This window comes from Chryseobacterium sp. Tr-659 (assembly GCF_011752975.1).
Classification (GTDB): Bacteria; Bacteroidota; Bacteroidia; order Flavobacteriales; family Weeksellaceae; genus Chryseobacterium.
Genome location: NZ_VWWP01000001.1, coordinates 850,698 through 875,115 on the forward strand (window position 1 = coordinate 850,698; position 24,418 = coordinate 875,115).

Below are 24,418 nucleotides of genomic sequence, written 5' to 3' on the forward strand. Positions count from 1 at the left end.
ATTTGTTTTTGATTTTTTATTTATTATTGAGGTTTATGAAAGATTTGTTGATGTATTATTTTTTAACAAAATATTTTTATGAGATATTTTTCTATAAATTCTTTTTGGGATGAAAATTGATTATGAATAGTAAAATCATGATTCTTAATTTCATAAATTTGCTGTAATGAATGACCAGTTACAAGAAACTAAAAACTTTATACAGGAGCTGAGTGAACAGCTCTATATTTATATTACCCGGATCTCACCAGCCGGCCTGGATTGGGTTTTTCATATCATTGTAAAGCTCAGTTTGCTTCTTGTGTTATTTCTGATTACAGATTTTGTTTTCAAATTTATTATTAACTCTGTTTTCAGGTTATTTCATAATGAAGAAAAATTTCCTATACTCAAATCTGTTTATCAATCCAGAATTACCAATTCTGTAGCTCATTTTGCAGCACTGATTGTTGTGGGCTCAATTCAAGGTTCCATATTTCCTGAAAATGCATTACCTAAAACAACAATATTTATTATCAGATGCGTGAATCTGGGATTGGTATTGATACTGGCTGGAATGCTGTACAGATCGCTGTCTGCTTTCAGAAATTATTTCAGCATAAAACAGGACTTCTATAAAATTATGGCTCTTAACGCCATTTCTGAAACCGTAAAAATTTTAGGACTCTTTGTATTCACAGTTGTAGGGATTTGTGTGATCTTCGGGATAAAAGGAACTACTATTGTTGGTAGCCTTGGGGCTATAACTGCGGTGTTGGTACTTGTTTTCAGAGATACGATTTTAGGGTTTGTGACAGGTCTTCACGTGGCTACTTCTAAAAATCTTAAAGTAGGAGACTGGGTGGGTATTCCTAAATACAGCATTGAAGGAAATATTACGGAGATCAATCTTTTAACAACAAAAATCACCAATTTCGATAAAACAGTTTCTACAATTCCTACATACGATCTGATGACGACGGAGATTAAAAATATGCAGGTCATGTCTGAATCCAATACCAGAAGGATTAAGAAATCGATCTATTTCAATATCAATTCGTTTAAATTTCTTACAGATGAGGATGTAGAACGTTTAAAGGATATTAATTTAATTTCTGAATACCTTGAAGAAAGAGTTTCTGAAATTAAAAAAGAGAAAGAAAGCCTTGAACATAACGATAAAATTGTGAACGGAAGGCAGCTTACCAATATCGGCGTTTTCAGATATTATGCACAGAAATATATTGAAAATGATCCGGATATTGATAAAAACGGAACAAGAATGGTACGCCAGCTGGATATAACGCCACAAGGGCTTCCGCTTGAAATTTACTGTTTTGCCAATGATTCCAATTGGGAACGTTTTGAACAGATTCAGGCAGATATTTTCGACCATCTACTCGTTGCTTCCAAGGAATTTGAACTTCAGGTAATGCAGGTAAGCGTTAAAGTATAGAAGCTAAAAACTAGATATTAGAAGTTAGAGGCTAAGCTTCCTTACAACTTATATCCAGATCATATAACATATAATAAGTATAAAATTTAATAGTGGTATAGAGAAGAGTACTGGTGAAATGATAATAGCAATTTTGTTATCTAATTCCTAACTTCTCATATCTAACATCTAAAATAAAAATGACAAAACTAAGCGTAAACATTAATAAAATTGCGACGTTAAGAAATGCAAGAGGAGGTGAAACACCCAGTGTTACAGAAGCCGCTGTAAAAATTCAGGAATTCGGAGGACAAGGGATTACGATCCATCCCAGACCGGATGAAAGACACATCACAAGAAAAGATGTCTATGATCTGAAGCCTTTGGTTACCACAGAGTTTAATATTGAAGGAAACCCTCATCAAAATTTTATTGATATGGTGTTGGAAGTAAAGCCTGAGCAGGTAACATTAGTACCGGATGCAGATGATGCTGTTACTTCAAACGCAGGATGGGATACTAAAAAACATCTGGATTATCTTACAGAAATTGTTGCAGAATTTAAAAATGCAGGAATCCGTACTTCAATTTTCCTTGATCCTATGCCTGAGCTGGTAGAATATGCTGCGAAAACAGGAACAGACAGAATTGAACTTTATACTGAAGCTTACGCAAAGAACTATCTGATCAATAAAGAACAGGCAATAAAGCCTTACTACGATACTGCCTTGGCTGCTACTGATTATGGATTAGGAATCAATGCCGGACACGATTTAAGCCTGGAAAATCTTAAATATTTCGCAGATACCATTCCCAACCTGTTGGAAGTATCCATAGGCCATGCTTTGATCTCTGAAGCGTTATATATGGGATTGGAAAATACAGTTCAGGCTTATTTGAAGAGATTGGCAAAATGGTAATCAATGAAGAGAAGTTAGAAGCTGAATGTCAGAAATGAGTAAAACTTTATTTCTGATCACTCATGGTATCTGACTTCTAATTTCTCACCTCTAACTTCTATAAAAAAATGGAAATTTTAAACTCAAAAATATTCGGCGAAAATTTAACAACAACGCCGCTTTTGGTATTTCACGGATTGTTCGGAATGCTTGATAACTGGGGAAGCTTCGGGAAAGATCTGGGAGAATATCTTCCTACTCATTTGATTGATCTTAGAAATCACGGAAGAAGCTTTCATTCAGACAGTATGTCTCATGATGATCTTGCAGACGATATTGCCCGCTATATGGATCATTACGGAATCCGGAAAGCACATGTTTTAGGACATTCTCTGGGTGGGAAAGCTGTGATGCAGTTTGCCATCAAATATCCTGAAAGAGTTGAAAAGCTGATTGTCGTGGATATTTCGCCAAAAGCATATCCGCCGCATCATCAGGGAATTATTAAAGCATTGGAAAGTGTTGATTTTAATACAGTAGCATCAAGAAATGAGGTGGAAGCTGTTTTGAATCAATATATTCCTGAAAAATCTACAATACAATTTTTAACGAAAAACCTGTATTGGGATGATAATAAGAAGCTCAACTGGAGGTTTAACCTTAAAACCTTGTCTGAAAAATATAATGAATTTGTCTCTAATGCCGTTAAATTTGGAATTTTTGAAGGAGATACTCTGTTTATTGCAGGGGAAAAATCCAATTATATTCTGCCACAGGATGAGTTTGGAATTAAGCAGCAGTTTCCTAAAGCCCATGTAGTAACGGTAAAAAATGCAGGCCACTGGGTTCAAGCTGAAAATCCGGTCGATTTTGCAAATGTTGTTAAGGGGTTTCTTGGATTAAATTAATTTTATTCTTTTATTTTTGATATTGTGTTAAAATTTTATTAAAGTTTATTGATATTTCTCTATGAGTTGAATTTTTTTGTACTTTGGTTTTTCGAAAAAAATAAAAATATTAACTTATGAAAAACAAAAATTCAAAGAAAAAGCCATTTTTCGCAACATTCTTAGAGAAACAAGTGAAAGATTTGGAAACAGTAAAAGGAGGTCGTGCAATTACTACTTCTCTTGCAGACCAGATTACCTCAGTAATCAAAGATCATATTACTACTACAGCTCTTGAAGATAGTGTTACTACGCCGGATAATGACAATGTAACAATGAAGTATCCTTCAGACGGAGATGAGGAAGTTTTAGAGGTAGAATAAGTATTATAAAACTTAAACTCAATCCAATCAAAAACCTAATATTATGAAAAGCAACAACTCAAAAAAGAAGCCATTTTTCGCTTCATTCTTAGAAAAGCAGGTAAAAGATCCTGAAACAGTAAAAGGAGGATCAGATATTACACTTCTTGAAAGAGATCTTATTACAAAACCAGCAATAGATGTTGTAACTTCTCCGAAAGATGATATGATGCATACGCTGAAATATCCGTCTGACGGTGATGATGATGTTATTACTATTCCATTATAATAAGATAGTACATTCATAAAAATAATAGTAGTGGGAAACTTAAACATTAAGTTTCCCTTTTTAATAAACACCGGCAAATGATTCTCTGCATCACCCACTCACAGGATTTTTATAATATCGATATATTTTTCGACTACCTTGCCTCCAAAAATATCCCTTATTTCAGATTGAATTCTGACCGTCTGAATCACCTTCAGAAGATAAGTATGAATGAAGATTCATTTGAATTAACCGATGAGTATGGAAATACGATTCGTTCTGAAAATATCAAAGGAATATGGCATAGAAAAGCCTGGAGAATAAGTGTCCCTGAAGAATTGGATGAAGATTATGAGAAGATCTTTCTGAAAGAATATGGAAGTCTCAGATATAATCTGCTGACCGCATTGGAAGATCTGCCATGGATCAATCCCTATGAAAATGAAAAAAAGATAGACGGGAATAAAATGCTCCAGCTTAAAATAGCACAAAGAAATAATTTAACGATTCCTAAAACTATTTTTTCAAACGACGAAGAGCAGGTAACCGCTTTTTTTCATCAATACTGCAAAGGAAAAGCTATTGCCAAGCTTCACGGCGTAACGGCAAAAACAATGAGTGGCGAAAATATGATCTCCACTACCATTATTGAAGAAGACTCTCTTGAACACCTTGCAGATATTGTGTATTGCCCGATGATTTTCCAGCCTTATATAGACAAAGAATATGAATTGAGAATTGTTTATATAGACGGCGAATTCTTTACAGGTAAGATCAATAACAGTGAAAATGCAGATTGGAGACTGGCCCGCGAAGGCTATTTCTGGTTGGCATATGAGCTGCCTGATCATATTAAAATAAGCCTTGCTTCCATGATGAAAGAAATGGGACTGTATATCGGAGCTATTGATATGATAAAAGGAAAAGACGGAGAATATTATTTCCTTGAAGTCAATCCGCAGGGAGAATGGGGAATGCTGCAGAAAGAACTTGGGTTTCCCATTGCAGAAAGAATTGCCGACAATCTTATCAAAAGAATCAATTTCCATGAATAAAATTTTAATTATAACTCACACCGCAGATAATTTTTCTATTGAAAAAGTAACCGGATACATTGAGAAAAATAACTGTGAGGTCATTCGTTTTAATGTTGACCAATACCCGCTGCATAACAAACTGTCCACTGTTTTCCAGGATGGAGAATGGATCAGTATTCTTGAAACTCCGGAAGCCAAACATCGCCTGGATGATATTTCTGCGATCTGGTACAGAAGAGCTTACAATATCGGAAAAGGCCTGAAAGAAGAAATGGATTCCAAGTTCTATGGAGCCGCAATGGGAGAAATCCGTAATACATTATTCGGCTTCTTTGAATCAGTAGATGCATATTCATTAGGAAAACCAAGTGTTTACAGGAGGCTCGACAGTAAGGAAGAACAGCTTAAAATAGCTGATAAATTAGGGCTGACGATTCCCGCAACATGTCTTACCAATAATCCCGAAGAGGCAAGGAAATTTATTGTAAAACACCAGAATGTAGTTGCTAAAATGCAGACCGGTTTTGCAATCTATGAAGATGGAGTGGAAAGCGTAGTGTTCACGAACGTTGTGAATGAAGATAAACTTGAAGAGCTGGATTCACTTCTGTATTGCCCGATGCAGTTTCAGCAGATGATCCAGAAGAAAAAAGAACTTCGGATTACCATTGTAGGAAGAGATGTATACGCATTTGAAATCGACTCTCAAAAATATGAAGATGCCAAAATAGACTGGAGAAAAGACGGTGTCAATCTGATCGATAAATGGAACAGGGTAGAGCTGCCGTCAGATGTAGAAGCAAAACTGCTTGAACTTCTGGATGTTTATCATGTAGATTATGGAGCTATAGATATGATTGTGTCTCCTGAAGATGAATACTACTTCATTGAGATTAATGCGGCAGGAGAATTCTTCTGGCTGGATAATCTTACGGAAGAAAATCTTATTTCCAAAAGTATCGCAGACGTTCTTTGTGATAAAGCACCAAGAAGAAATAATATGGTAATGGCTTAAAAAAGAGCTTTTTAATCATAGAGGTCCTGAAAGAATGTAAAGCTTTCAGGACTTTTAATTTTAGATGAGTAAGAGATGAACGATCCCGCTGGAGGAAGGAAATTCCATGTCTTCAATTGTAATTTTCTTCAAAATAGATGAGTTTTAAGGATTTAGGAGTCTTTTTCTTATATTAAATTCTGAAAATTGATTACCACTTAAGAAATGGATAACTTACAATTAAAATTTTCCATGTTTGTTCTTTTCTGAATGATAATATTGGTTAAATTCAGTGGAATTATGCTTTAAAAATCGCAAATTTGCAAAAGCAGTTTTTCAAGGAAACTTTTGCAGGAACCTGAAGAATTGCCGGATAGAAAATATTGTCATATTTTAGTCAGCAATCAAGTAAAATAATTAATGGTTTTTGTAACGGGTGCAACCGGAATTCTGGGAAGAATAATTGTGCTGGAGCTTCTTAAAAGAGGTAAAAGTGTACGTGCTTCCAAAAGACCGGGCAGCAATTTAAACGAAGTAAGGCATTCATACAGCTTTTATACGGATAATCCTGATGATTTTTTCAATAAAATTGAATGGGTAAACGTAGATTTTGATGATCTCGATTCTTTAAAAGATGCTCTGAAAGGAGTAGAGGAAGTGTATCACTGTGCCGCAAAAGTAAGTTTTCATCCCAAAGATGAAAAGGAAATGTACCGCACCAACATTAAAGGTACAGAAAATATATTATTTGCCTGTGAAGGATCTGATGTGAAAAAGTTTCTTCACGTAAGTTCGGTAGCTGTTCTTGATAATTTCAATGAAAAAGGAGAATTGGATGAAGGTTCTGATTTTAATCCTAAATTGGAACATTCCGCTTATGCCATTTCAAAGCATTTGTCTGAAATGGAAGCGTGGAGAGCTTCAGCCGAAGGACTGAATGTAGTTATCATCAATCCAGGAATGATTGTTGGAAGTGGAAACTGGACTCAAAGCAGCGGAGAGCTTTTCTCCACCTTTGAAGACAATAGTTTTACTTTTGCCGGTGGTTCTGCTTATGTAGATGTAAGAGATGTTGCGAAAACCGCCATCGAATTAATGGAAAATAATATTTTCGGAGAACGTTTTATTATTGTTGCTGAAAATAACCGATATGCCGACCTGGCAAAACAGGTGAGAACCCGCTTGGGGCTTAAAGAGGCCAGAATTCTTTCACAATCTATATTAAATATCGGAAGAATAGCCAATACTCTTTTAGGGTGGCTGATTCCGAAACTGAGAATGGTTACCAAATCAAATATTGAGGCCATATCCTCATTCAACACCATTTCCAATCACAAAGTCAAAGAAAAACTGAATTACCAGTTCATTCCTGTAAAAGAAAGTATAGACTTTCACCTGAATAATTATATTAACGACAAAAAGCTGAAGAAATGAATCTTGCAGAGGCAATTATCCTTAAAAATGTAGAAAAACATCCTTTAAAAGCGGCAATCGGTTTTAAAAAGAAAGATGCAGCCTGGAAAGAGCTGAGCTGGAAAAAATTCAGTGAAATTATTTTTAAAACAGCCAATGCGCTGAAAGAAGCAGGGGTTCAGGAAAATGACAGAGTGGCCATTTATTCGGATAATTCTTCCGAGTGGATGATCTTTGATCTGGCAGGGTTGTCAATCGGGGCTGTTACGGTTCCAATTTACTCAACAAATAATGCAGAACAGGCTGAATATATCATTAATGATTCCGGAGCAAAAGTTGTTTTGGCTGGAAATCAGGTACAATATGATGCTTGTCTTGAGCTTTTACATAAAGAAGAAAATAATCTTGAAACCATCATTGTTTCTAAAAAGGCAGTGTGGATCAAGAAAGAATTCAATAGTTTTTATCTTGAAGATTTTATTGCGAAAGCATCTCCAGAACTGGAAATCTCTAAGAAAGAAAACGAAGATACAGCAACGTTGATTTATACTTCCGGAACTACAGGAACACCAAAAGGAGTAATGCTTACCCACGGGAACTTTATCAAAGCTTTTGATTCTCATTTTGAATTTTTTAAGTTCAAAAATTTCGAAGAAGAGCTTTCATTGGCATTTTTACCATTAAGTCATGTTTTCGAAAGAAGCTGGAGTTTGCTTTGTTTATATGGAGGAGCAAGGGTGTATTTTCTTGAAGATCCAAAAAATGTTGCCAAAGCACTGGAAGAAGTAAAACCTACAGCCATGTGCGCGGTACCGAGGTTTTTCCAGAAAGTATATGCCGGAGTGCTGGAAAAGGCTGAAGAAGGTTCTTCCTTAAAGAAAAAGATATTCGACTGGGCCCTGAAAACAGGATGGGAAACTGCAGAATTGAGAAGAAATGAAAAGCAGGTTCCTTTTGGATTGAAGTTCAAAGAATCCATTGCAGATAGGCTGGTCTTTAGTAAGATTAAAGAAAAAATGGGAGGCCGACTTTGGTTTTTACCTTGTGGAGGAGCATCATTGTCACCGGAAGTCACCAGGTTCTTTGAGTCAGTAGGAATTCATGTGACTGTTGGCTACGGATTAACAGAAACCACGGCAACATTAACGCTTTTCCCTCTCACTCATTTTGAACACGGAACCAGCGGAAAACCTTTACCAGGCGTTGAAATGCGTATCGGGGAGAATGATGAAATCCAGGCCAGAGGAAACGGTATCATGAAAGGATATTACAATAAACCTGAAGAAACTCAAAAAGTATTTACAGAGGATGGATGGTTTAAAACCGGTGATGCAGGAAAATTCGATGACAAAGGTAATCTGATCATTACAGACCGCATCAAAGATCTGATGAAGACCTCCAATGGAAAATATATTGCCCCGCAGCAGATCGAAAATCTTTTGACCAATAACAATTTTATTCAACAGATTATGCTGATTGCGGAAGGAAGACAATTTGTTTCAGCACTGATTGTTCCTAATTTTGAATTTCTGCAGGATTATATCAAAAAGAATAATATCCCTTTTACCAATTGGGAAGAGATTGTTAAACATGAGAAGGTGATCAGCCTTTATAAAGAAAAGATCAAAGAATTGCAAAACCACCTTGCCGACTATGAGAAAGTGAAAAAATTCACACTGATGCCGGCTGAATTTGATATCAATACAGGAGAAATTACGCCTACACTGAAAGTGAAAAGAAATGTGGTGATCAAAAAATATGCAGATATTATAGAAAAGATGTACTAAGAGATCTTGATCCCCTGTTACCATTTTCACGAATATCACAATTGAAGACGTGGAATTCTCCCTTCGGAGGGTTGGTAAAAATTCAAAGAATTTTCCCGGGGTTGGTTAAGAATTTATCACTTAAATTAAACTATGACGACACAAGAATTTATAGGAAAAGAAAATTTTACGATTCATACACAAACAGTTTCAGAAAGCTGCCCGTCTAATATTGCCCTGATCAAATACTGGGGGAAATATGACAATCAGATTCCTGCTAACCCAAGTATCAGCTATACCTTAACCCATTGTAAAACCAATACATCAATGGAGTTTACAGCAGATGAACCATTTTCTGTACAGACATTCCTGTCAGGAAATGAGGAAGTGAAGTTTGCTGAGAAAATTGAAAAATATTTCAGAAATATAGAGCAGTACCTTCCATGGATTCTCAAAGGAAAATATATAATCAGAACAGAAAATACATTTCCGCACAGTTCGGGGATAGCCAGCTCAGCTTCTGGATTTGGAGCAATTGCTAAATGTCTGATGACATTAGATACTTCATTTACAGGGAAATCCTCATCTGAAGAGTCTTTAAGAAAAGCTTCTTTTTTAGCAAGATTAGGAAGCGGAAGCGCATGCAGAAGCCTTTACAATGGGCTTATAGTTTGGGGAGTAACTGATGAGGTTGATGGAAGTTCAGATATATTCGCGGTACAATATCCGGATACTGAAATTCATGATATTTTCAAGAATTTCAATGACTGGGTACTTTTGATCCATGAAGGGCAGAAAAGTGTTTCTTCAACAGTAGGACATGGCCTTATGAAGACCAATCCTTATGCAGAAAGAAGATTTCAGGAAGCAAGAGAAAACTTTGTTCCAATGAAAGAAATTCTGAAGAGTGGGGATATGGAAAGTTTTATCAAGCTGGTAGAACATGAAGCACTTACGCTCCATGCCATGATGATGATGAGCGATCCTGCTTTTATTCTGATGAAAACCGGAACATTGGAGGTGATTAATAAAATCTGGGACTTCAGAAAAGATACCGGATTACCGCTTTTCTTTACTTTAGATGCAGGAGCCAACGTTCACCTTTTATTTCCAAATAATGGTTCCGAGGACAAAATCAAAACCTTTATAGAAGCTGAATTATTGCAGCATACACAAAAGAACGGTGTAGTAAAGGATATAATGAGATTTTAAAAAATATTCAATAAGAGTGGGCTTTAGCCCACTTTTTTTAGTATAAAGAAGCAAAGACAAAGGAGTGTAGATTTCGATAACGTAATAATAATTATCCGTATCATTTTTGTTGTTGTTTGATGTAAGTGTTTTGTCATTCCGTAGCCATCTATATAAAGTTGTTATATGTTGAGTATGTTGGATTCATTTTTCCTATTTTTATTCATCAGAAATAACCTTATAAATCAATACTATGAATAAAATAACAATACTTATTCTTTTGTTCAGTACTTTCTGTTTCGGGCAGAAGAATCAGGAAATTGAAAAACCTATCCGAAACCTATTCTTGGGTATGAAAAATGCCGATCCTGAACTGGTAAAATCAGCTTTTGCTGAAAATGCCGTTCTTCAGACGATTACCAAAGATGGTTCCGTAAAAAGTGATAGTATCCAGGATTTCATTACCTCAGTTTCTAAATTTTCAAAGGGCGATCTGGATGAAAGAATAACAGTAGAAGCTATTCATACAGACGGAGATCTGGCAAGTGTTTTCACTCCCTATTCTTTTTATTTAAAGGGAAAACTTTCACATTGCGGAGCCAACAGCTTTCAGTTGGTAAAACAAAATAAGGAATGGAAAATCCAATATATCATCGATACCAGAAGAAAAGAAAATTGTAAAGAAGTGAAATAATAATGTAGATATACAACAATTTAAAGAAATGAAAATGAAGATCCATCATATTGCCATTATCTGCTCAGATTATAATGTTTCAAAGAAGTTTTATACAGAAGTTCTGGACCTGAAGATTATTCGGGAAGTATATCGTGAAGAAAGACAATCCTATAAGCTTGATCTCGCCATCGGAGATCACTATGTGATTGAACTTTTTTCTTTCCCCGAACCTCCAAAGAGACCTTCCCGGCCGGAAGCATGCGGTTTAAGGCATCTGGCGTTCTCTGTTGAAAATGTAACAGAAAAAAGAGCAGAACTTATCACAAAGGGTTTAGAATGCGAAGAAATACGGATAGATGAATTCACAGGAAAAGAATTTTTCTTTACCCAGGATCCTGATCAGCTTCCGCTGGAATTTTATGAAATGTAAAAAAAATTAGTGAGCGTAGCCTGCAAAAAAGCTTATCGCCATGATCGTTAAAACAATTGAGGAAATGACTACATATACGTAGTCTTTTTCTTTTAAATAGCCTATTAAAGCGAAAACAATTCTCATTAAAGGTGTGAAGATCAGCAAAAGAATTCCCAGTTGGATAATTGCAGAACCTTCTCCCTTACATAAAGAAGTCCAGAAATGTCCCCATACTTTTTCAGAAGATGTTCCCACATTAAGACTGCTGTACTTTTTAGGCATTTCAAAACCTTCAAGAAACAGTTTAACAAAACCGATCAGTGAAGTGGCCACAGAAAGAATAACACCTAATCTCAGCAGGTTTCCTACCGAACGGTTCAGATCAACATCTGTAAAATTCTTTTTCATTATCTGAAGCTTTTATTAATACCGTTATACATCATATAGACTGAAAGAATGGTAATTACAATGGCAAAAAATACTTTTAGCTTTTTTGTTTTTGAAACCATTAATGTCTTTGACCCAATGAAACTTCCTATAACCACACCTATCAGTACAGGAGCTACAATTACAGGAATAATTTCACCCCTCTGGAAGTAGATCAATGCACTGGCTACTGCTGTTACTCCGATCATGAAGTTACTGGTAGTAGTAGATACCTTGAAAGGAAGCTTCATCATATTATCCATTGCCAAAACTTTCAACGCACCAGAACCTATTCCAAGAAGCCCGGACATGGCACCGGCAAACATCATCATTAAAAATCCGGGAACGGTATTTCTTGCAGAATAACTTTTCAGTACTCCTTTATCAGGAAACGTTCCGTAAAGTTTTAATTTTTCTTCAAGACTGCCTTTGATCAACGGTTCCTGATGGTCAGGTTTCCCTTTAAGATTCAAAATAACAGTAAGAAGAAGAATACTTGCAAAAATAATTCCGATGGTATTCGGATTAAGCATTCCCGAAACAAGGGCTCCAATAATGGCCCCCGCCGTAGTGGCTATTTCAAGAAACATTCCGACTCTCATATTCGTAAAGCCTTCTTTTACGAAAGCTACGGCCGCACCGGAAGAGGTACCGATCACTGAAATAAGTGAAGCACCGATAGCATAATGCATTGGAACGCCGAAACCCAGCGTTAATAAAGGAATGATAATAACTCCTCCTCCTAAACCCGTAAGTGAACCTAAAAGACCGGCGGAAATTGCGCCAAGGAAGAGTATGATGATTTCTGACATACTACAATTAATGCTACAAATATAAAATTATTGTGGTAGTCTGCCAAACATTTGAAAAAGATAAATTTAACGTATTTTTGTATGCATGAAAAATGAAATGAAATTATTTTATGTAATCCTTGGGGCTACCCCTAAAGGAAGAAACATTGAGCAGCATGACGTTTTTTTCGGAATTGCTGAGAATCTTAAAGATCTTGTTCCGGATATGAAAGAATTCTGGAAGGAAGCAGAAGGAAAGATTCATTTAGATTGTTATCAGGAAGTAAAATTCGCTGACGGATATGAAGTGGAGATCGTAGAAAAAGGAGATAAATCATCAGGAAACCAACTGTTTTTCCTCAATTTAGGAGGCTACAAGCCTGGTTTCTTTGAAGAATTTCATGAACAGCACCTGATGGTAGGGGAGTCAATGGGAGAGATTGTAAAAAGAGCAAGAGCCACCGAGTTTTATCAGACAATGGGATTCGAAGGAGCGGTAAGCCATATTGATGATAAGCATGGAGTGGATATTGATGATATTTTCAATGTAAGTGATATCCTTCCCGAAAAAATGAAAGAAAAGTATTCTATTGTTCTTAAAAAATCTGATGCTGAACACCAGGAAAACCCGATGGGATTGGGATATTTAAAAATTGATAAAATCCAATAAGAATAAATCTAATAAAAATAAAAAATGAAAATAGGAATTCTGGGAGGCGGACAGCTGGGAAGAATGTTGATACAAAGTGCACTGAAGTATGATGATGAGTTTTATACTCTGGATCCCGCTTCTGATGCGCCATGTCATAATATCTCGTATTTTACACAGGGAAATTTTAATGATTATGATACCGTTTTAAATTTCGGAAAAGATAAAGAGGTTGTCACCATTGAAATAGAACATGTAAATGCTGATGCTTTGGCAGAACTTGAAAAACAGGGAGTAAGAGTAGTTCCCAATGCCAATATCATCAAAACGATTCAGCAGAAAATCCTTCAGAAAGAATTTTACAAAGCTCACGATATCCCCAGCCCCGAATTTCAGGTAGTATGGAACAGTGATGAGAAAATTATGATGCCGCTGCCTTTTGTTCAGAAAATGAATACCGGAGGTTATGACGGGAAAGGAGTACAGGTAATCAGAACAGAAGAAGATTATCAGCATTTATGGAAGGAAGCTTCTGTAATTGAAAGCCTGGTAGATATAGAAAAAGAGCTTTCCGTTATCGTGGCGAGGAATGAAAAAGGAGAAACCAATATCTTTCCGGTGACTGAAATGGTAGCTGATCCTAAGCTTAATCTGTTGGATTTTAATGTTTGTCCGGTTCTTTTAACAGAAGATGTTCAGCAGCAGATTGATTCCATTACTGAGAAATTTTTGAGCGCTGTTAATTCCCCGGGGCTATTTGCTATCGAATTATTTCTGGATAAAGAAGGAAAAGTATGGGTGAATGAAACCGCACCAAGGCTTCATAACTCAGGCCACCAAAGCCAGGAAGGAAATACCAATTCCCAGTTTGAACAGATGTACCGTGTGGTAAAAAACCTTCCTTTAGCAGATACTGATGCTATCACTTACAGCGGAATGCTGAATCTTGTAGGAGCAGAAGGATACGCGGGAAAAGTAGTATATGAAGGGATGGAAGAAGTGCTTAAATTGCCGGAAACCTACATCCACTTATACGGTAAAGCAGAAACCAAACCCGGAAGAAAAATGGGGCATATTAATGTTCTTGCAGACTCCAGAGAAGAGCTTATGGAGAAACTTGTCATGGTAAAAGGAATGGTAAGAGTAATTGCTGAGTAATCATATAAAATTAAAATAATATAAAAGGAGCTGTTTAAAAAAATAGCTCCTTTTATATTATGTGCCCCAATTAGCTAATAGGCTCTCCTAAAATTTATTCAGCTGTTCTTTAAATATCCCAGAAAAATTATTATTCACAGATAAAGAACTTTGAACACCCATTCTTCCATCTTCCGACTTCCAACAAAAAAACTCTATTTAAAAATCTTCTGAATTACATTTCCGATTTCTACAAAATCTCCGTGATTGCCTACGGAACGTATTTCCGGACTGTTTTTATCATATTCGGAGAAAGGAAATATCAGAAGGTAATTATTATCATTCAGATGCTTGTTCAATAGTTCAGGAATAAGTCTCATTCTCGGAATGTAGGATTTCATACCGCGTCTGGCCATCAGGATGATCAATGCTTCATCATCTTTCAGCTGAGCAGCAGTTCTCTCGCCATCCTGCCAGGTATTCATAATGATGAATTCAGCTTCAATATTGGCTTTTTTAATGATTTTCTGGAGAATCTCCAGAATATTTTCAGGTGCATAAAAAACAACTGTGGCACCAGAGTTTCTGGCAATATTCCATACCCGTAACAATGCATGAAAGAATCCTGCTTCCTGATGAGCGTTTTCAGGAATCATCACTGCATAAGTTTTAATGGTGGAAAGCGGCTGAGCAGAATGATATACCAGTACATTCACATCGTCATTCTGAAGATAGCCGTTATACAGATTATAAACAAAAGACGGAGAAAATCCTTTTTCATCCTCCAATCCTATGATAAGATCAGTAATTTTTTGCTCTTTGATCACATTGTTGACACCATTAATCACATCATTGTCATACCTCTTAAGAGCCTGCAATTTAACATCGGCTGCGGCCGCAGTATCAGCAGCCTGATGAAGAAGCTTTTCGGCATTCTTTACCGAAGATTCATTCTTATCCTCATTAATGACATTCAAAGCGAAAAGATCTTCTGTATTGGAATGAGCTTTTATCAGAATTCCGAGATTTACCATTCTTTCCACTGTCTCTTCATGATTGATGGCCAGAAGGATATTCTCTTCTTCATGACTGTTTCCTGAGACAGTATCTTCATTGTCGCTCTCAGCAATTTTCTGCGCGCTGGACATGGAGATGAAAGACGAAATCGTACACGAAATAAGGATCAGCAGGATACTCCCGTTCAGTACATGCTCATTCAGTAATCTGATGGGTTCTCCGGTTTCAGTTTCAGAAAGGATGATATTATAACCTACCATTACTGAAGCCAGGGTAGCCGCTGCCGAAGCAGAACTTAAACCGAAAATCAGTTTTCCCTCTTCTTTGGTCAGTCTGAATGTCTTTTGAGTGGCAACAGCAGAAATGTATTTTCCGCCAATAGATGCTACAAGCATAATGGCAGCAACTTCCAACGTTTCCCAGCTTTTGAAAAACACTTTGAAATCGATCAGCATTCCTACACTGATCAGAAAAAACGGAATGAAGATCGCGTTTCCTACAAATTCAACCCGGTTCATAAGGGAAGAAGTATGCGGAATAAGCCTGTTTAAAGCTAATCCGGCAAAGAATGCTCCGATAATGGCCTCCACTCCCGCAAGTTCAGCAAGCATCGCTGCCAGATAGATCATTACCAATACAAAAATATACTGTGAGATTTTATCATCCACTCTTTTGAAGAACCAACGCCCTATAATTGGAAATAAAATCAGTACAATCAGCGCAAAAACAACAAAAGAAACGGATAATTTAACCCAGAATTCTGTCCCTACATCGCCCTGAGACATTCCAACAATCACAGCCAGTACTAATAATGCCATAATATCGGTTATCATGGTGCCTCCAACTGTAATATTTACCGCTTTATTTTTTGCAATTCCTAGTTTGCTCACCAATGGATAGGCAATAAGCGTGTGAGAAGAAAAAAGACTGGCAAATAATATGGATGTTAACATAGAGAAGTGAAGCAGGTAATATCCTCCCAGATAGCCCAATACGAAGGGAACTGTGAACGTATAGATACCGAAAGTGAGGCTTTTCCATTTGTTCTTTTTAAAATCCCCCATGTCAATCTCAAGTCCGGCTAGGAACATAATGTATAGAAGCCCGGTGGTTCCTGTTACTACAATACTGCTGTCTCTGGATAATACATTGAATCCGTTCGGGCCAATGATAGCTCCCGCAATGATAAGGCCCAGTAAGTGCGGAACTTTTATTTTATTAAGAAGCAATGGTGCAGCAAGAATAATTATCAATACCAATAGGAACTTCAGTACCGGATCTTCTATAGGAAGACTCAGATTGTGTATACTCAGTAAGATCATAAGTGTTTTATTTTGTAGAACGTACTAACTCAACAGAGAACTTGGCAGTACAGCCGTCAGAAGTAACGGTTCTTGTTCCCTTGATTTTATTATCGGAAATGTCATTCAGAAGAACGCTCATCTCAACATTTTTTTTAGCCGTAGAATCTGTTTTGAAAGAAAGCCTGATCTCGTTATTTTCAAATTTTCCGGAATATAACCTAACCAGATTGTTATTATTAATGATTTTGGTAATAGGCTGGGTAGAATCATTATCAAATTCCCAGAGGTCTGTACGTTGATCTCCTACCACGTAATCACTGCAATTGGATTCCGTGCAGATCACTTTTCCGTTCCATGGGCCTGAGATTTCCGTTGGCCATGTTGCAATAACCACCGAATCTTTTTTGGAAAAAATACTGTCTCTCATTTTTAAGAGCGACTGGTATTCAGATTCTTTTTTAGCGAATAATTTTTCTTTCTCCAATAATTGTTTTTCTCTGTCTGTAAGGTTCTTTTCTTTCTCTTTGTAATCACAGCTTACCAAAAGAAATGAGACCGCCAGAAATAAAAAAAATGTGTTTTTAAGCATAAGTATGAGTTGAGTATACAATATAAGAAAAATGAAAGAAATATAAAATCTTTACAGAATATATGTGATTTTAATTATTTTTAATAAGTTAAAAAACAATTGTATAGATTAGGTAAGATTATTGCTGCTATTTTAGCACTAAAATTGAATGAAATGAAAAATATTTTTCTCTTTCTTTTATTTTTCTATAATCTGTTTTCTGCACAAAACGGATATTCAAACCAAGATCAATTGCCTTCCATTTATCTTTGGACTAAAATTCCTGATGGGCCAGGGCCAGGTGGTGAAACAATCACTTCCACCAAAGGTTCTCTTACGCATATCAGCACACCAAAACTTATTATTCATCAACCCAAAACTCCCAACGGAATAGCGATTCTAGTCATCAGCGGCGGCGGATACGCTCATATTGAATCCGGATCCGAAGGATATCCTGCAGGAGAATGGCTGAAATCTCTGGGAATTACGGCTTTTGAGCTTCAATACAGGCTTCCGGAAGAAAACTGGGCAACCAGATCAGTCCCTTTTCAGGATGCACAGCGCGCCTTACGAATTATCAGGAAAAATGCAGGAAAATATAAAATAAACCCCGATAAAATCGGAGTGCTCGGATTTTCGGCAGGCGGCCATCTTGCAGGCTATATTTCCTCTACATTTAATACCGTTTATTATCCACCTCAGGACGACATCGATTTGGTTTCTGCTCAACCTGATTTTACAGCAATGATCTATCCGGTAGTATCAATGCTGCCGCCTAATAATATAACTCATTCATTTAAATCCTTATTAGGAAAAAATTCTAATACACAAGATCAGACGAAACTTTCTGTTGAAAAGCAGGTAAATGCGCAAACTCCTGTCACTTTTCTTGCCCAATCAGAAGACGATCCGGTTTCTCCCGTAGAAAATAGTATATTGATGTATCAGGCATTGAAAAATAATAAGGTACCTGTTGAACTTCATTTATTTCAGTCAGGAGGACATGGCTGGGGGCTCGGAAAAAAAGGAACTAATACCGTTGAATGGACGGATCTCTTTCTAAAATGGTTAAAGGTCAACGGGATTTACAATAATGCAGACTAGGTTTTGAGGGGTAATCCTCTTTAAGAAAATCAGTGTACATTATTCTGCTTTTTGTCTTTTAAACATTTCCGGTCTGTAATTGATGATGAAAACGCCACAGATAATTAACGCTGCTGCGAGAATGAATTTAAAGGAAACCTGCTCATCCATAATCAGCCAGCCCAAAAATATGGCAATAATAGTGTTGATGTAAGCCAGAATAGAAACCTGTACAGGAGAAATTTTTGTTAAAGCATAATGGAAGGCAAAAAAAGCGGCCACAGAACCAAAAATGGAAAGATAAAGCATGGCCGAAATACTTTTTGCAGTCCAGTTTCCAAAATTATAATTTTCCGAAAACAGAAATGCCAAGAGGATTTGAACGATACCTGCAAACAAAAACTGATAAAACAGATTCAATGTTATATTTCCGCTTTGAATATTTAATTTTTTAGTGAAAATTGTTCCGGAAGCCCATCCTGCAATCGCACAGAATAAAAAGATCATTCCCATTCTGTACTTCGGATTAGCGAGATCTTCAAGTCCGTCCCAGAATATAAAAAGAACTCCACTGAAGCACATCAGAACACCGGCAAGGGCTTTTAGGCTGAATTTCTGCAATCCGACTGCCACACTTCCAAGGAAAACAAGAATAGGGGAGCAGGCACTGATCAGTGATGCAAGGCTGCTCGATACGGTTTCTTCTGCTACAGTAGTCATTCCGTTGGCGATTACCAGCATCAGAGAAGCAAAAATAATCTGATACCCTAAGCTTTTCCAGCCAATCCATTTGAATTCTTTTTTTGAAAGTAGAATAAAAAGCATAATAACAGAAGCCAGAAACTGGCGGATTCCTGCTACAAACCATGCGGGGATGGTTTCCACTGCCACACGGATGGCCAAAAAAGTAGTTCCCCAGACAATAGCTACCGTGAGAACTGCGAAAATAAGTTTATAATCTTTCAACGTAAATCAGAGTCTAACAACCAAATTTAGCTGTTTTGAAATGAATATAATGGGTACAGTTGGTTCTATTTTCGATGATACAGATAAGATAATGAATAATAAAAAAGGAAAGTTGAAATTCCTTTTTTTGTTATTGGGCTCTTCATCAAAGCCTCCGGCTTTACAATTTAATTCTTTATCTTTGAACATCTAATAAAAATTGAAGATGGTAGGAATTATTATGGGCAGTCAGAGTGATCTGCCGATCATGGAACAGGCTGCAAATTTTCTTAAAAGTCTGGATATCCCTTATGAATTAACCGTAGTTTCAGCACACAGAACACCGGAAAGAATGTTCGATTATGCAAAAACAGCTAAAGAAAGAGGATTGAAAGTTATTATTGCAGGAGCAGGAGGCGCGGCACATCTTCCGGGAATGGTGGCCAGCTGTACTACGCTTCCGGTGATCGGAGTTCCAATTTTATCAAGTAATTCTATCGACGGCTGGGATTCCGTATTGTCTATCCTTCAGATGCCGGGTGGTATTCCTGTAGCTACAGTAGCTTTGAACGGGGCTTTGAATGCTGGGATTTTAGCCGCAAAAATCTTAGGAAGTGCAGATACTATGGTGGCGGAAAATCTTCAGAAATACCAGGATTCTTTAAAAGATAAAGTATTGGGAACAGTGGATGACATCAAAGCACAACATCCCAATCATTTTGATCAATAAAATATTGCTAAGTATAAAAAAAAACGCTTTATCATATGATAGAGCGTTTTTTGTGTGTATCGGTTTATGAATTTTCATTCCATATTTTTATCTTTTGTTAACTCAGAAAGATGATACCGTTCCAATACTTCCGGATCTATCTTTAAATCCGGGCGGAAGTAGATAATACCTTTCACAAAATGGGCTAACAAAGCATTAGAATTGCGTATCAGAGATGTTGTTTTAAATTTTACAGGCATCGCTTTTACAATACCCGATTCGTTTTTTGTAAAAATATAAAGATCAAGATCTCCCTCAGAGTATCCTCGGTCTGTCCATAATACATCATAAAGTCCGCCTTCATTATTGGCAAAAAGTGATTCGTAGAGAAGAGATATAGGCTGGATATTTTCACCGGAATGATGCAGTCCTTTTTCATCGACCTGTATCTGGGTGTATTTCGGTTTCTTTGAGTGATATTCTGTTATAGCCATCCATATCAAAAAACAGAGAACAGGTATTGAAAAAACTAATATGATCAATTTAGTTTCAATGTCTTTTATCCAAAAAGAAAAAATAATCATGCCTGCCAGTGTACCCAATATCAATATGAAGAGACTCAGCAAAAAGATTCTTAAGATGATGGTAAGTCCTTTTGCAGTTACAGAAGATAATACAGGGAAATTTTTTTTAGACTTTAACATAATGTCTTGTAATGTATTCCATGATTGAAACAATAATAAACTATATTCTTATACCATGAATTTCGTTTTTTGATACAGCAGGAAGAAAGGATTATAGAATAAAACTCTCCGGATGGGAGAGTTTTGTTTTATTCCTGTAGCATATTATCTCTTGTATTTTTCTGAACAGCAATAGCCCCGAAGAGTGCCAGTAAAAATGCAAATGCATAAAAACCTTTTTCACTCGGGAGGATTGTTGCATTCCATAGCCCGATAGCCAATAATACGATGGATGATAGTGTTGCAAACCAGCAGATTCCATAATAAATATCTGTCACCTGGATGTTTTCCAATCTGTCACGAACAGCTTTTTGCAAAGAAACAACGGCAAATAAACCATAAAGAAGGATGGTGAAATAATATCCCTTCTCATTCAGCTGCATTTCTGCTCTTGCAAGACCTACAATAAAGCCAATCATTCCAGCTCCCAAGGCTACCCACGATGCAGCAACGAATGCATTCGATACTCTTTGTTTTTTCATGTATTTTCTGTTTTATTTAGGAAGGCTAAGATATTCATTTTTTATAAATGGAGCCGTAATGAAAGTAAAATATGGGAAAAATACTGAATAGACAGATGTAATGATTTCTAAAATTCATCATTTATTGGGAAAAATTCAAAAAAAACTCTCCAGAATTGGAGAGCTTGCTATTATTGAGTGATATATTCGTAATTATATTGAACGGAAAGGTTCCCGTCGCTTCCTTTACCCATAACCTGAACAGGCAGTCCGGAACTATTATATTGAATACTATATGTAGTAGTTTCTCCAGGGCTCCAGCTGCCATCACTATTTTTATGGCTTGATTTATCAATCAGATAATTATTTTTACTTAGAATATAAGCTCCTCCTATCATGATTCTCAAATATTTGTTCATACTGGTAAACGGACTGAGCTTATCATCATAGGAATAGTCACTTTTATAAGTAAAACTAAGCATTCCTCCTGTTGTTCTTGTTCCAGTTAATATATTATCTCCATTATAATTATAAGTCTCACTGCCAGGATTAGAACAATCAGGAGACTGGCAAAAGGTAGAAGATGTAAGCCTGCCATTTGAGTCATAGGTATAGGTAGAACTTCTGTTATAATCTGGGTTGGAGTAAACAGCTTTACAGCTTACCAGCTTATCCGCATTGTAATAGAAAACTGTTGAATATTCTAAAACTTGTTTGGTATTGTAATAGTTTACCTTCGAAGGTTTTCCATTGATGTACTCAAAAGTGGAAACTCTGTCCTCTGACTGCATTTTTATGAGTTCTCCCTGGTTATTATATTCCAGATTTTGTACAGAAGTTTCAGGTTTTGTAGGATTATCATAGTAAGTAGTTGTAATCTTACTTAATAATAATTTTTTTTGTGCAGGTTCATTTACAGTGTCATCATTGCTGCTACAGCTGTTAAAGAATAGAGTAGTTCCCATTAACCCCAGAAATAAGTAGTTTTTCATGTTTTTTTTGCCTGCAAAAAAAAGAATGCCAGGGTGTTTTTAAATAAAAAATCCCACTATTTCTAAATAGTGGGATAATATCATATTTTGAGTTGAATCTTAATATCTGTAGTATTCAGGCTTGAATGGCCCTTTTACATCTACTCCAATATACTCAGCCTGCTCCGGAGAAAGAGTTTCCAGCTCTACGCTTAATTTCTTAAGGTGTAAAGCAGCTACTTTTTCATCCAGGTGCTTAGGAAGCATATAGACTTCATTTTTATACGCAGCAGCGTTATTCCATAATTCGATCTGAGCTAACGTCTGGTTAGAGAAAGAGTTAGACATTACGAAACTTGGGTGTCCTGTAGCACAACCTAGGTTCACCAATCTTCCCTCTGCAAGGATGATCACTTCTTTTCCTTCAATCGTATAGATATCAACCTGAGGTTTTACTTCAGATTTAGTTTGTCCGTAATTTTGGTTTAGCCAAGCCATATCGATTTCATTATCGAAGTGACCGATATTACAAACGATAGCCTTATCTTTCATTTTAAGGAAGTGTTCTCCTCTTACGATGTTGAAGTTACCGGTTGTAGTAATGATAATATCTGCATTATCCACAACAGTATCTAATCTTTTTACTTCATAACCATCCATTGCAGCCTGAAGCGCACAGATTGGATCAATCTCAGTAACCGTAACAATAGAACCAGCTCCTCTGAATGAAGCAGCAGTACCTTTACCTACGTCTCCGTATCCGCAAACTACTACTCTTTTTCCTGCCAGCATTACGTCTGTAGCTCTTCTTACAGCATCTACTGCAGATTCTTTACATCCGTATTTGTTGTCGAATTTAGACTTAGTAACTGAATCGTTTACGTTGATTGCAGGCATTACTAAAGTTCCGTTTTTCATTCTTTCGTACAGTCTGTGTACTCCCGTAGTTGTTTCTTCGGAAAGCCCTTTGATATCTTTTGTGAACTCAGGATATTTATCAAAAACCATGTTTGTTAAATCTCCACCGTCATCAAGGATCATGTTCAATGGTTTTCTGTCTTCACCAAAGAATAAAGTCTGCTCAATACACCAGTCAAATTCCTCTTCGTTTAAACCTTTCCAGGCATAAACCGGAATTCCTGCAGCAGCAATAGCAGCGGCAGCATGGTCCTGAGTAGAGAAAATATTACAAGATGACCATGTAACTTCAGCTCCCAGTGCTACCAAAGTCTCGATAAGCACAGCAGTCTGGATCGTCATGTGAAGACATCCTGCGATTCTTGCTCCTTTAAGCGGCTGAGACGGTCCGTACTCTTCACGGATAGCCATCAAACCTGGCATTTCTGCTTCTGCAAGGGTAATTTCTTTTCTTCCCCATTCTGCAAGGGAGATATCCTTAACTTTATAAGGAACGTATTGTGTTGTAGTACTCATATGTAATGAATAGTTTTTAAATTCAATTGATAATGAAAGGCAAAATTACGATTTATAATTAAGATAAAAAAACCGGAAATCAAGTTCGGTTTTATGAGATTAAACATAAGTTAAAATTATTTAGTCTTAATCTAAATAATTACTTTTATCCGATAAATTATACATTATGAATCAAACCCATACAGAGAAGAAAGCCAAGCCGATTACTCCAAAAGTACATGAGCTGATTGCCAATACAAAAAGTGTAATTTTAGCGACTGCAGATGCGGAAGGAAATCCTAATTCCAGCTATGCTCCTTTTGTACAGATGGAGAATACGTTTTATATCCTGGTATCTTTTATGGCAAAACATACCAAAAATCTTGCAGATGGAAGAAAAACATCGGTGATGTTTATTGAAGATGAATCAGCCGCAAAGCAGATCTATGCCCGTGAACGTCTTACTCTTGAAACATCGGTCTCACAGATAGAGAGAGATTCCGAGACATGGAATAATGCCGTTACAAAGCTTAAAGAAACGCATGGTAAAGTTGTAGATGTTATTTCCGGAATGGGAGATTTTATTCTTATTGCTTTACAGCCTGTAAGAGGCTCTTATGTAAACGGATTCGGGAGTGCGTATTTTGTAGATGCGAATCTTGAAATTGTAGAACACAGAAACGATGTGAACCATCAGTCTAAATAATAAGCAGGAAGCTGGGAGCGGGAAGCTGGAGGTTCTACCTTTTAAGCTAAGAGAATAAGGACTTTTCATTAGGTTTTCTAACTACGTTGGGCTTTGTTTTTATTACCAAATATAAACTTCTCTCTTCGTGCTCCCGGCTTCCATTCTTTTCATCATTTTCACTTTCCGCTTCTTTT

The 24,418-nt window shown here is 36.6% G+C and carries 27 protein-coding genes; 18 read left to right on the plus strand and 9 right to left on the minus strand.

The features are described 5' to 3' along the window. Positions 1–166: 166 nt before the first annotated feature. The 12 genes from F3J23_RS03725 to F3J23_RS03780 all read left to right on the plus strand — a co-directional run bounded on the left by F3J23_RS03725 (position 167) and on the right by F3J23_RS03780 (position 11,337). Entirely contained in the window at positions 167–1,435 is a 1,269-nt protein-coding gene (locus tag F3J23_RS03725) for a mechanosensitive ion channel family protein (protein ID WP_167024244.1), read from the plus strand. A gap of 179 nt (positions 1,436–1,614) precedes the next feature. Next, positions 1,615–2,334: a pyridoxine 5'-phosphate synthase gene (locus F3J23_RS03730; protein ID WP_167024247.1), complete on the plus strand. Its 720-nt coding sequence runs from the start codon at positions 1,615–1,617 to the stop codon at positions 2,332–2,334. A 107-nt stretch (positions 2,335–2,441) separates the two neighbouring features. Next, a complete protein-coding gene (locus F3J23_RS03735) occupies positions 2,442–3,221 on the plus strand; it encodes an alpha/beta fold hydrolase (protein WP_167024250.1) in 780 nt (259 codons plus the stop codon). A 116-nt stretch (positions 3,222–3,337) separates the two neighbouring features. Beyond that, complete coding sequence (locus F3J23_RS03740; RefSeq protein ID WP_167024255.1) at positions 3,338–3,583, plus strand: microviridin/marinostatin family tricyclic proteinase inhibitor; 246 nt, start codon at positions 3,338–3,340, stop codon at positions 3,581–3,583. 43 nt (positions 3,584–3,626) lie between these two features. Beyond that, a complete protein-coding gene (locus F3J23_RS03745) occupies positions 3,627–3,851 on the plus strand; it encodes a microviridin/marinostatin family tricyclic proteinase inhibitor (protein ID WP_167024258.1) in 225 nt (74 codons plus the stop codon). A 77-nt stretch (positions 3,852–3,928) separates the two neighbouring features. Further along, positions 3,929–4,885, plus strand: a complete 957-nt coding sequence (locus F3J23_RS03750; RefSeq protein WP_167024261.1) for an MvdC/MvdD family ATP grasp protein — start codon at positions 3,929–3,931, stop codon at positions 4,883–4,885. Continuing rightward, positions 4,878–5,882 (plus strand): MvdD family ATP-grasp ribosomal peptide maturase, encoded by a 1,005-nt coding sequence (locus F3J23_RS03755; protein ID WP_167024264.1) that lies wholly within the window; start codon positions 4,878–4,880, stop codon positions 5,880–5,882. Before F3J23_RS03750 ends, F3J23_RS03755 begins: the two co-directional genes overlap by 8 nt. A gap of 399 nt (positions 5,883–6,281) precedes the next feature. Further along, positions 6,282–7,295: an NAD-dependent epimerase/dehydratase family protein gene (locus tag F3J23_RS03760; protein ID WP_167024269.1), complete on the plus strand. Its 1,014-nt coding sequence runs from the start codon at positions 6,282–6,284 to the stop codon at positions 7,293–7,295. Then, positions 7,292–9,061 (plus strand): AMP-dependent synthetase/ligase, encoded by a 1,770-nt coding sequence (locus F3J23_RS03765; RefSeq protein ID WP_167024272.1) that lies wholly within the window; start codon positions 7,292–7,294, stop codon positions 9,059–9,061. Before F3J23_RS03760 ends, F3J23_RS03765 begins: the two co-directional genes overlap by 4 nt. 132 nt (positions 9,062–9,193) lie before the next feature. Next, complete coding sequence (locus F3J23_RS03770) at positions 9,194–10,252, plus strand: diphosphomevalonate/mevalonate 3,5-bisphosphate decarboxylase family protein (RefSeq protein ID WP_167024275.1); 1,059 nt, start codon at positions 9,194–9,196, stop codon at positions 10,250–10,252. Between the two features lie 232 nt (positions 10,253–10,484). After that, positions 10,485–10,925: a nuclear transport factor 2 family protein gene (locus F3J23_RS03775; protein WP_167024278.1), complete on the plus strand. Its 441-nt coding sequence runs from the start codon at positions 10,485–10,487 to the stop codon at positions 10,923–10,925. Positions 10,926–10,959: 34 nt separating this feature from the next. Further along, positions 10,960–11,337, plus strand: coding sequence for a VOC family protein (locus F3J23_RS03780; protein WP_167024610.1), 378 nt, complete (start codon positions 10,960–10,962; stop codon positions 11,335–11,337). A 6-nt stretch (positions 11,338–11,343) separates the two neighbouring features. Here F3J23_RS03780 and F3J23_RS03785 read toward each other — a convergent pair whose 3' ends face one another. Next, positions 11,344–11,727 (minus strand): DUF1634 domain-containing protein, encoded by a 384-nt coding sequence (locus F3J23_RS03785; protein WP_167024281.1) that lies wholly within the window; start codon positions 11,725–11,727, stop codon positions 11,344–11,346. Continuing rightward, positions 11,727–12,557, minus strand: coding sequence for a sulfite exporter TauE/SafE family protein (locus F3J23_RS03790; protein WP_167024284.1), 831 nt, complete (start codon positions 12,555–12,557; stop codon positions 11,727–11,729). The genes F3J23_RS03785 and F3J23_RS03790 overlap by 1 nt, the downstream gene beginning before the upstream one ends. A gap of 97 nt (positions 12,558–12,654) precedes the next feature. On the opposite strand from F3J23_RS03790, the gene F3J23_RS03795 reads away from it, so the two are divergent. Both F3J23_RS03795 and F3J23_RS03800 read left to right on the plus strand, forming a co-directional pair. After that, the gene (locus F3J23_RS03795) at positions 12,655–13,206 is read left to right on the plus strand and encodes a DUF1543 domain-containing protein (protein ID WP_167024288.1); all 552 of its coding nucleotides are present in this window, start codon (positions 12,655–12,657) and stop codon (positions 13,204–13,206) included. Positions 13,207–13,230: 24 nt separating this feature from the next. Beyond that, positions 13,231–14,343, plus strand: coding sequence for a 5-(carboxyamino)imidazole ribonucleotide synthase (locus F3J23_RS03800; RefSeq protein WP_167024291.1), 1,113 nt, complete (start codon positions 13,231–13,233; stop codon positions 14,341–14,343). 194 nt (positions 14,344–14,537) lie between these two features. Here the strand turns inward: F3J23_RS03800 and F3J23_RS03805 are convergent, their stop codons facing one another. Together F3J23_RS03805 and F3J23_RS03810 are read right to left on the minus strand one after the other, a co-directional pair. After that, the gene (locus F3J23_RS03805) at positions 14,538–16,661 is read right to left on the minus strand and encodes a cation:proton antiporter (RefSeq protein ID WP_167024295.1); all 2,124 of its coding nucleotides are present in this window, start codon (positions 16,659–16,661) and stop codon (positions 14,538–14,540) included. Positions 16,662–16,668: 7 nt separating this feature from the next. After that, positions 16,669–17,232: a hypothetical protein gene (locus F3J23_RS03810; protein WP_167024298.1), complete on the minus strand. Its 564-nt coding sequence runs from the start codon at positions 17,230–17,232 to the stop codon at positions 16,669–16,671. A gap of 153 nt (positions 17,233–17,385) precedes the next feature. On the opposite strand from F3J23_RS03810, the gene F3J23_RS03815 reads away from it, so the two are divergent. Continuing rightward, on the plus strand, positions 17,386–18,315 hold the full coding sequence (locus F3J23_RS03815; RefSeq protein WP_167024301.1) for an alpha/beta hydrolase: 930 nt from the start codon (positions 17,386–17,388) through the stop codon (positions 18,313–18,315). Positions 18,316–18,354: 39 nt separating this feature from the next. Here F3J23_RS03815 and F3J23_RS03820 read toward each other — a convergent pair whose 3' ends face one another. After that, positions 18,355–19,260: a DMT family transporter gene (locus F3J23_RS03820; RefSeq protein ID WP_167024304.1), complete on the minus strand. Its 906-nt coding sequence runs from the start codon at positions 19,258–19,260 to the stop codon at positions 18,355–18,357. Between the two features lie 205 nt (positions 19,261–19,465). Between F3J23_RS03820 and purE the strand changes: the two genes are divergently transcribed. Next, positions 19,466–19,969 (plus strand): 5-(carboxyamino)imidazole ribonucleotide mutase, encoded by a 504-nt coding sequence (gene purE / locus F3J23_RS03825; RefSeq protein ID WP_167024308.1) that lies wholly within the window; start codon positions 19,466–19,468, stop codon positions 19,967–19,969. Between the two features lie 74 nt (positions 19,970–20,043). On the opposite strand, the gene F3J23_RS03830 is transcribed toward purE, so the two are convergent. After that, entirely contained in the window at positions 20,044–20,442 is a 399-nt protein-coding gene (locus tag F3J23_RS03830; protein WP_167024311.1) for a hypothetical protein, read from the minus strand. A gap of 40 nt (positions 20,443–20,482) precedes the next feature. Between F3J23_RS03830 and F3J23_RS03835 the strand changes: the two genes are divergently transcribed. After that, positions 20,483–20,680 carry a hypothetical protein gene (locus F3J23_RS03835; RefSeq protein ID WP_167024314.1) on the plus strand — a complete coding sequence of 66 codons (198 nt, stop codon included), beginning with the start codon at positions 20,483–20,485 and terminating at the stop codon, positions 20,678–20,680. A gap of 100 nt (positions 20,681–20,780) precedes the next feature. Here the strand turns inward: F3J23_RS03835 and yiaA are convergent, their stop codons facing one another. The 3 genes from yiaA to ahcY all read right to left on the minus strand — a co-directional run bounded on the left by yiaA (position 20,781) and on the right by ahcY (position 23,557). After that, a complete protein-coding gene (gene yiaA / locus F3J23_RS03840; RefSeq protein ID WP_047098325.1) occupies positions 20,781–21,173 on the minus strand; it encodes an inner membrane protein YiaA in 393 nt (130 codons plus the stop codon). A 170-nt stretch (positions 21,174–21,343) separates the two neighbouring features. Further along, positions 21,344–22,144: a hypothetical protein gene (locus F3J23_RS03845; protein ID WP_167024317.1), complete on the minus strand. Its 801-nt coding sequence runs from the start codon at positions 22,142–22,144 to the stop codon at positions 21,344–21,346. A 99-nt stretch (positions 22,145–22,243) separates the two neighbouring features. Continuing rightward, entirely contained in the window at positions 22,244–23,557 is a 1,314-nt protein-coding gene (gene ahcY / locus F3J23_RS03850) for an adenosylhomocysteinase (RefSeq protein WP_167024320.1), read from the minus strand. 166 nt (positions 23,558–23,723) lie between these two features. Between ahcY and F3J23_RS03855 the strand changes: the two genes are divergently transcribed. Next, positions 23,724–24,242 (plus strand): pyridoxamine 5'-phosphate oxidase family protein, encoded by a 519-nt coding sequence (locus tag F3J23_RS03855; protein ID WP_167024322.1) that lies wholly within the window; start codon positions 23,724–23,726, stop codon positions 24,240–24,242. Positions 24,243–24,418: the final 176 nt, after the last annotated feature.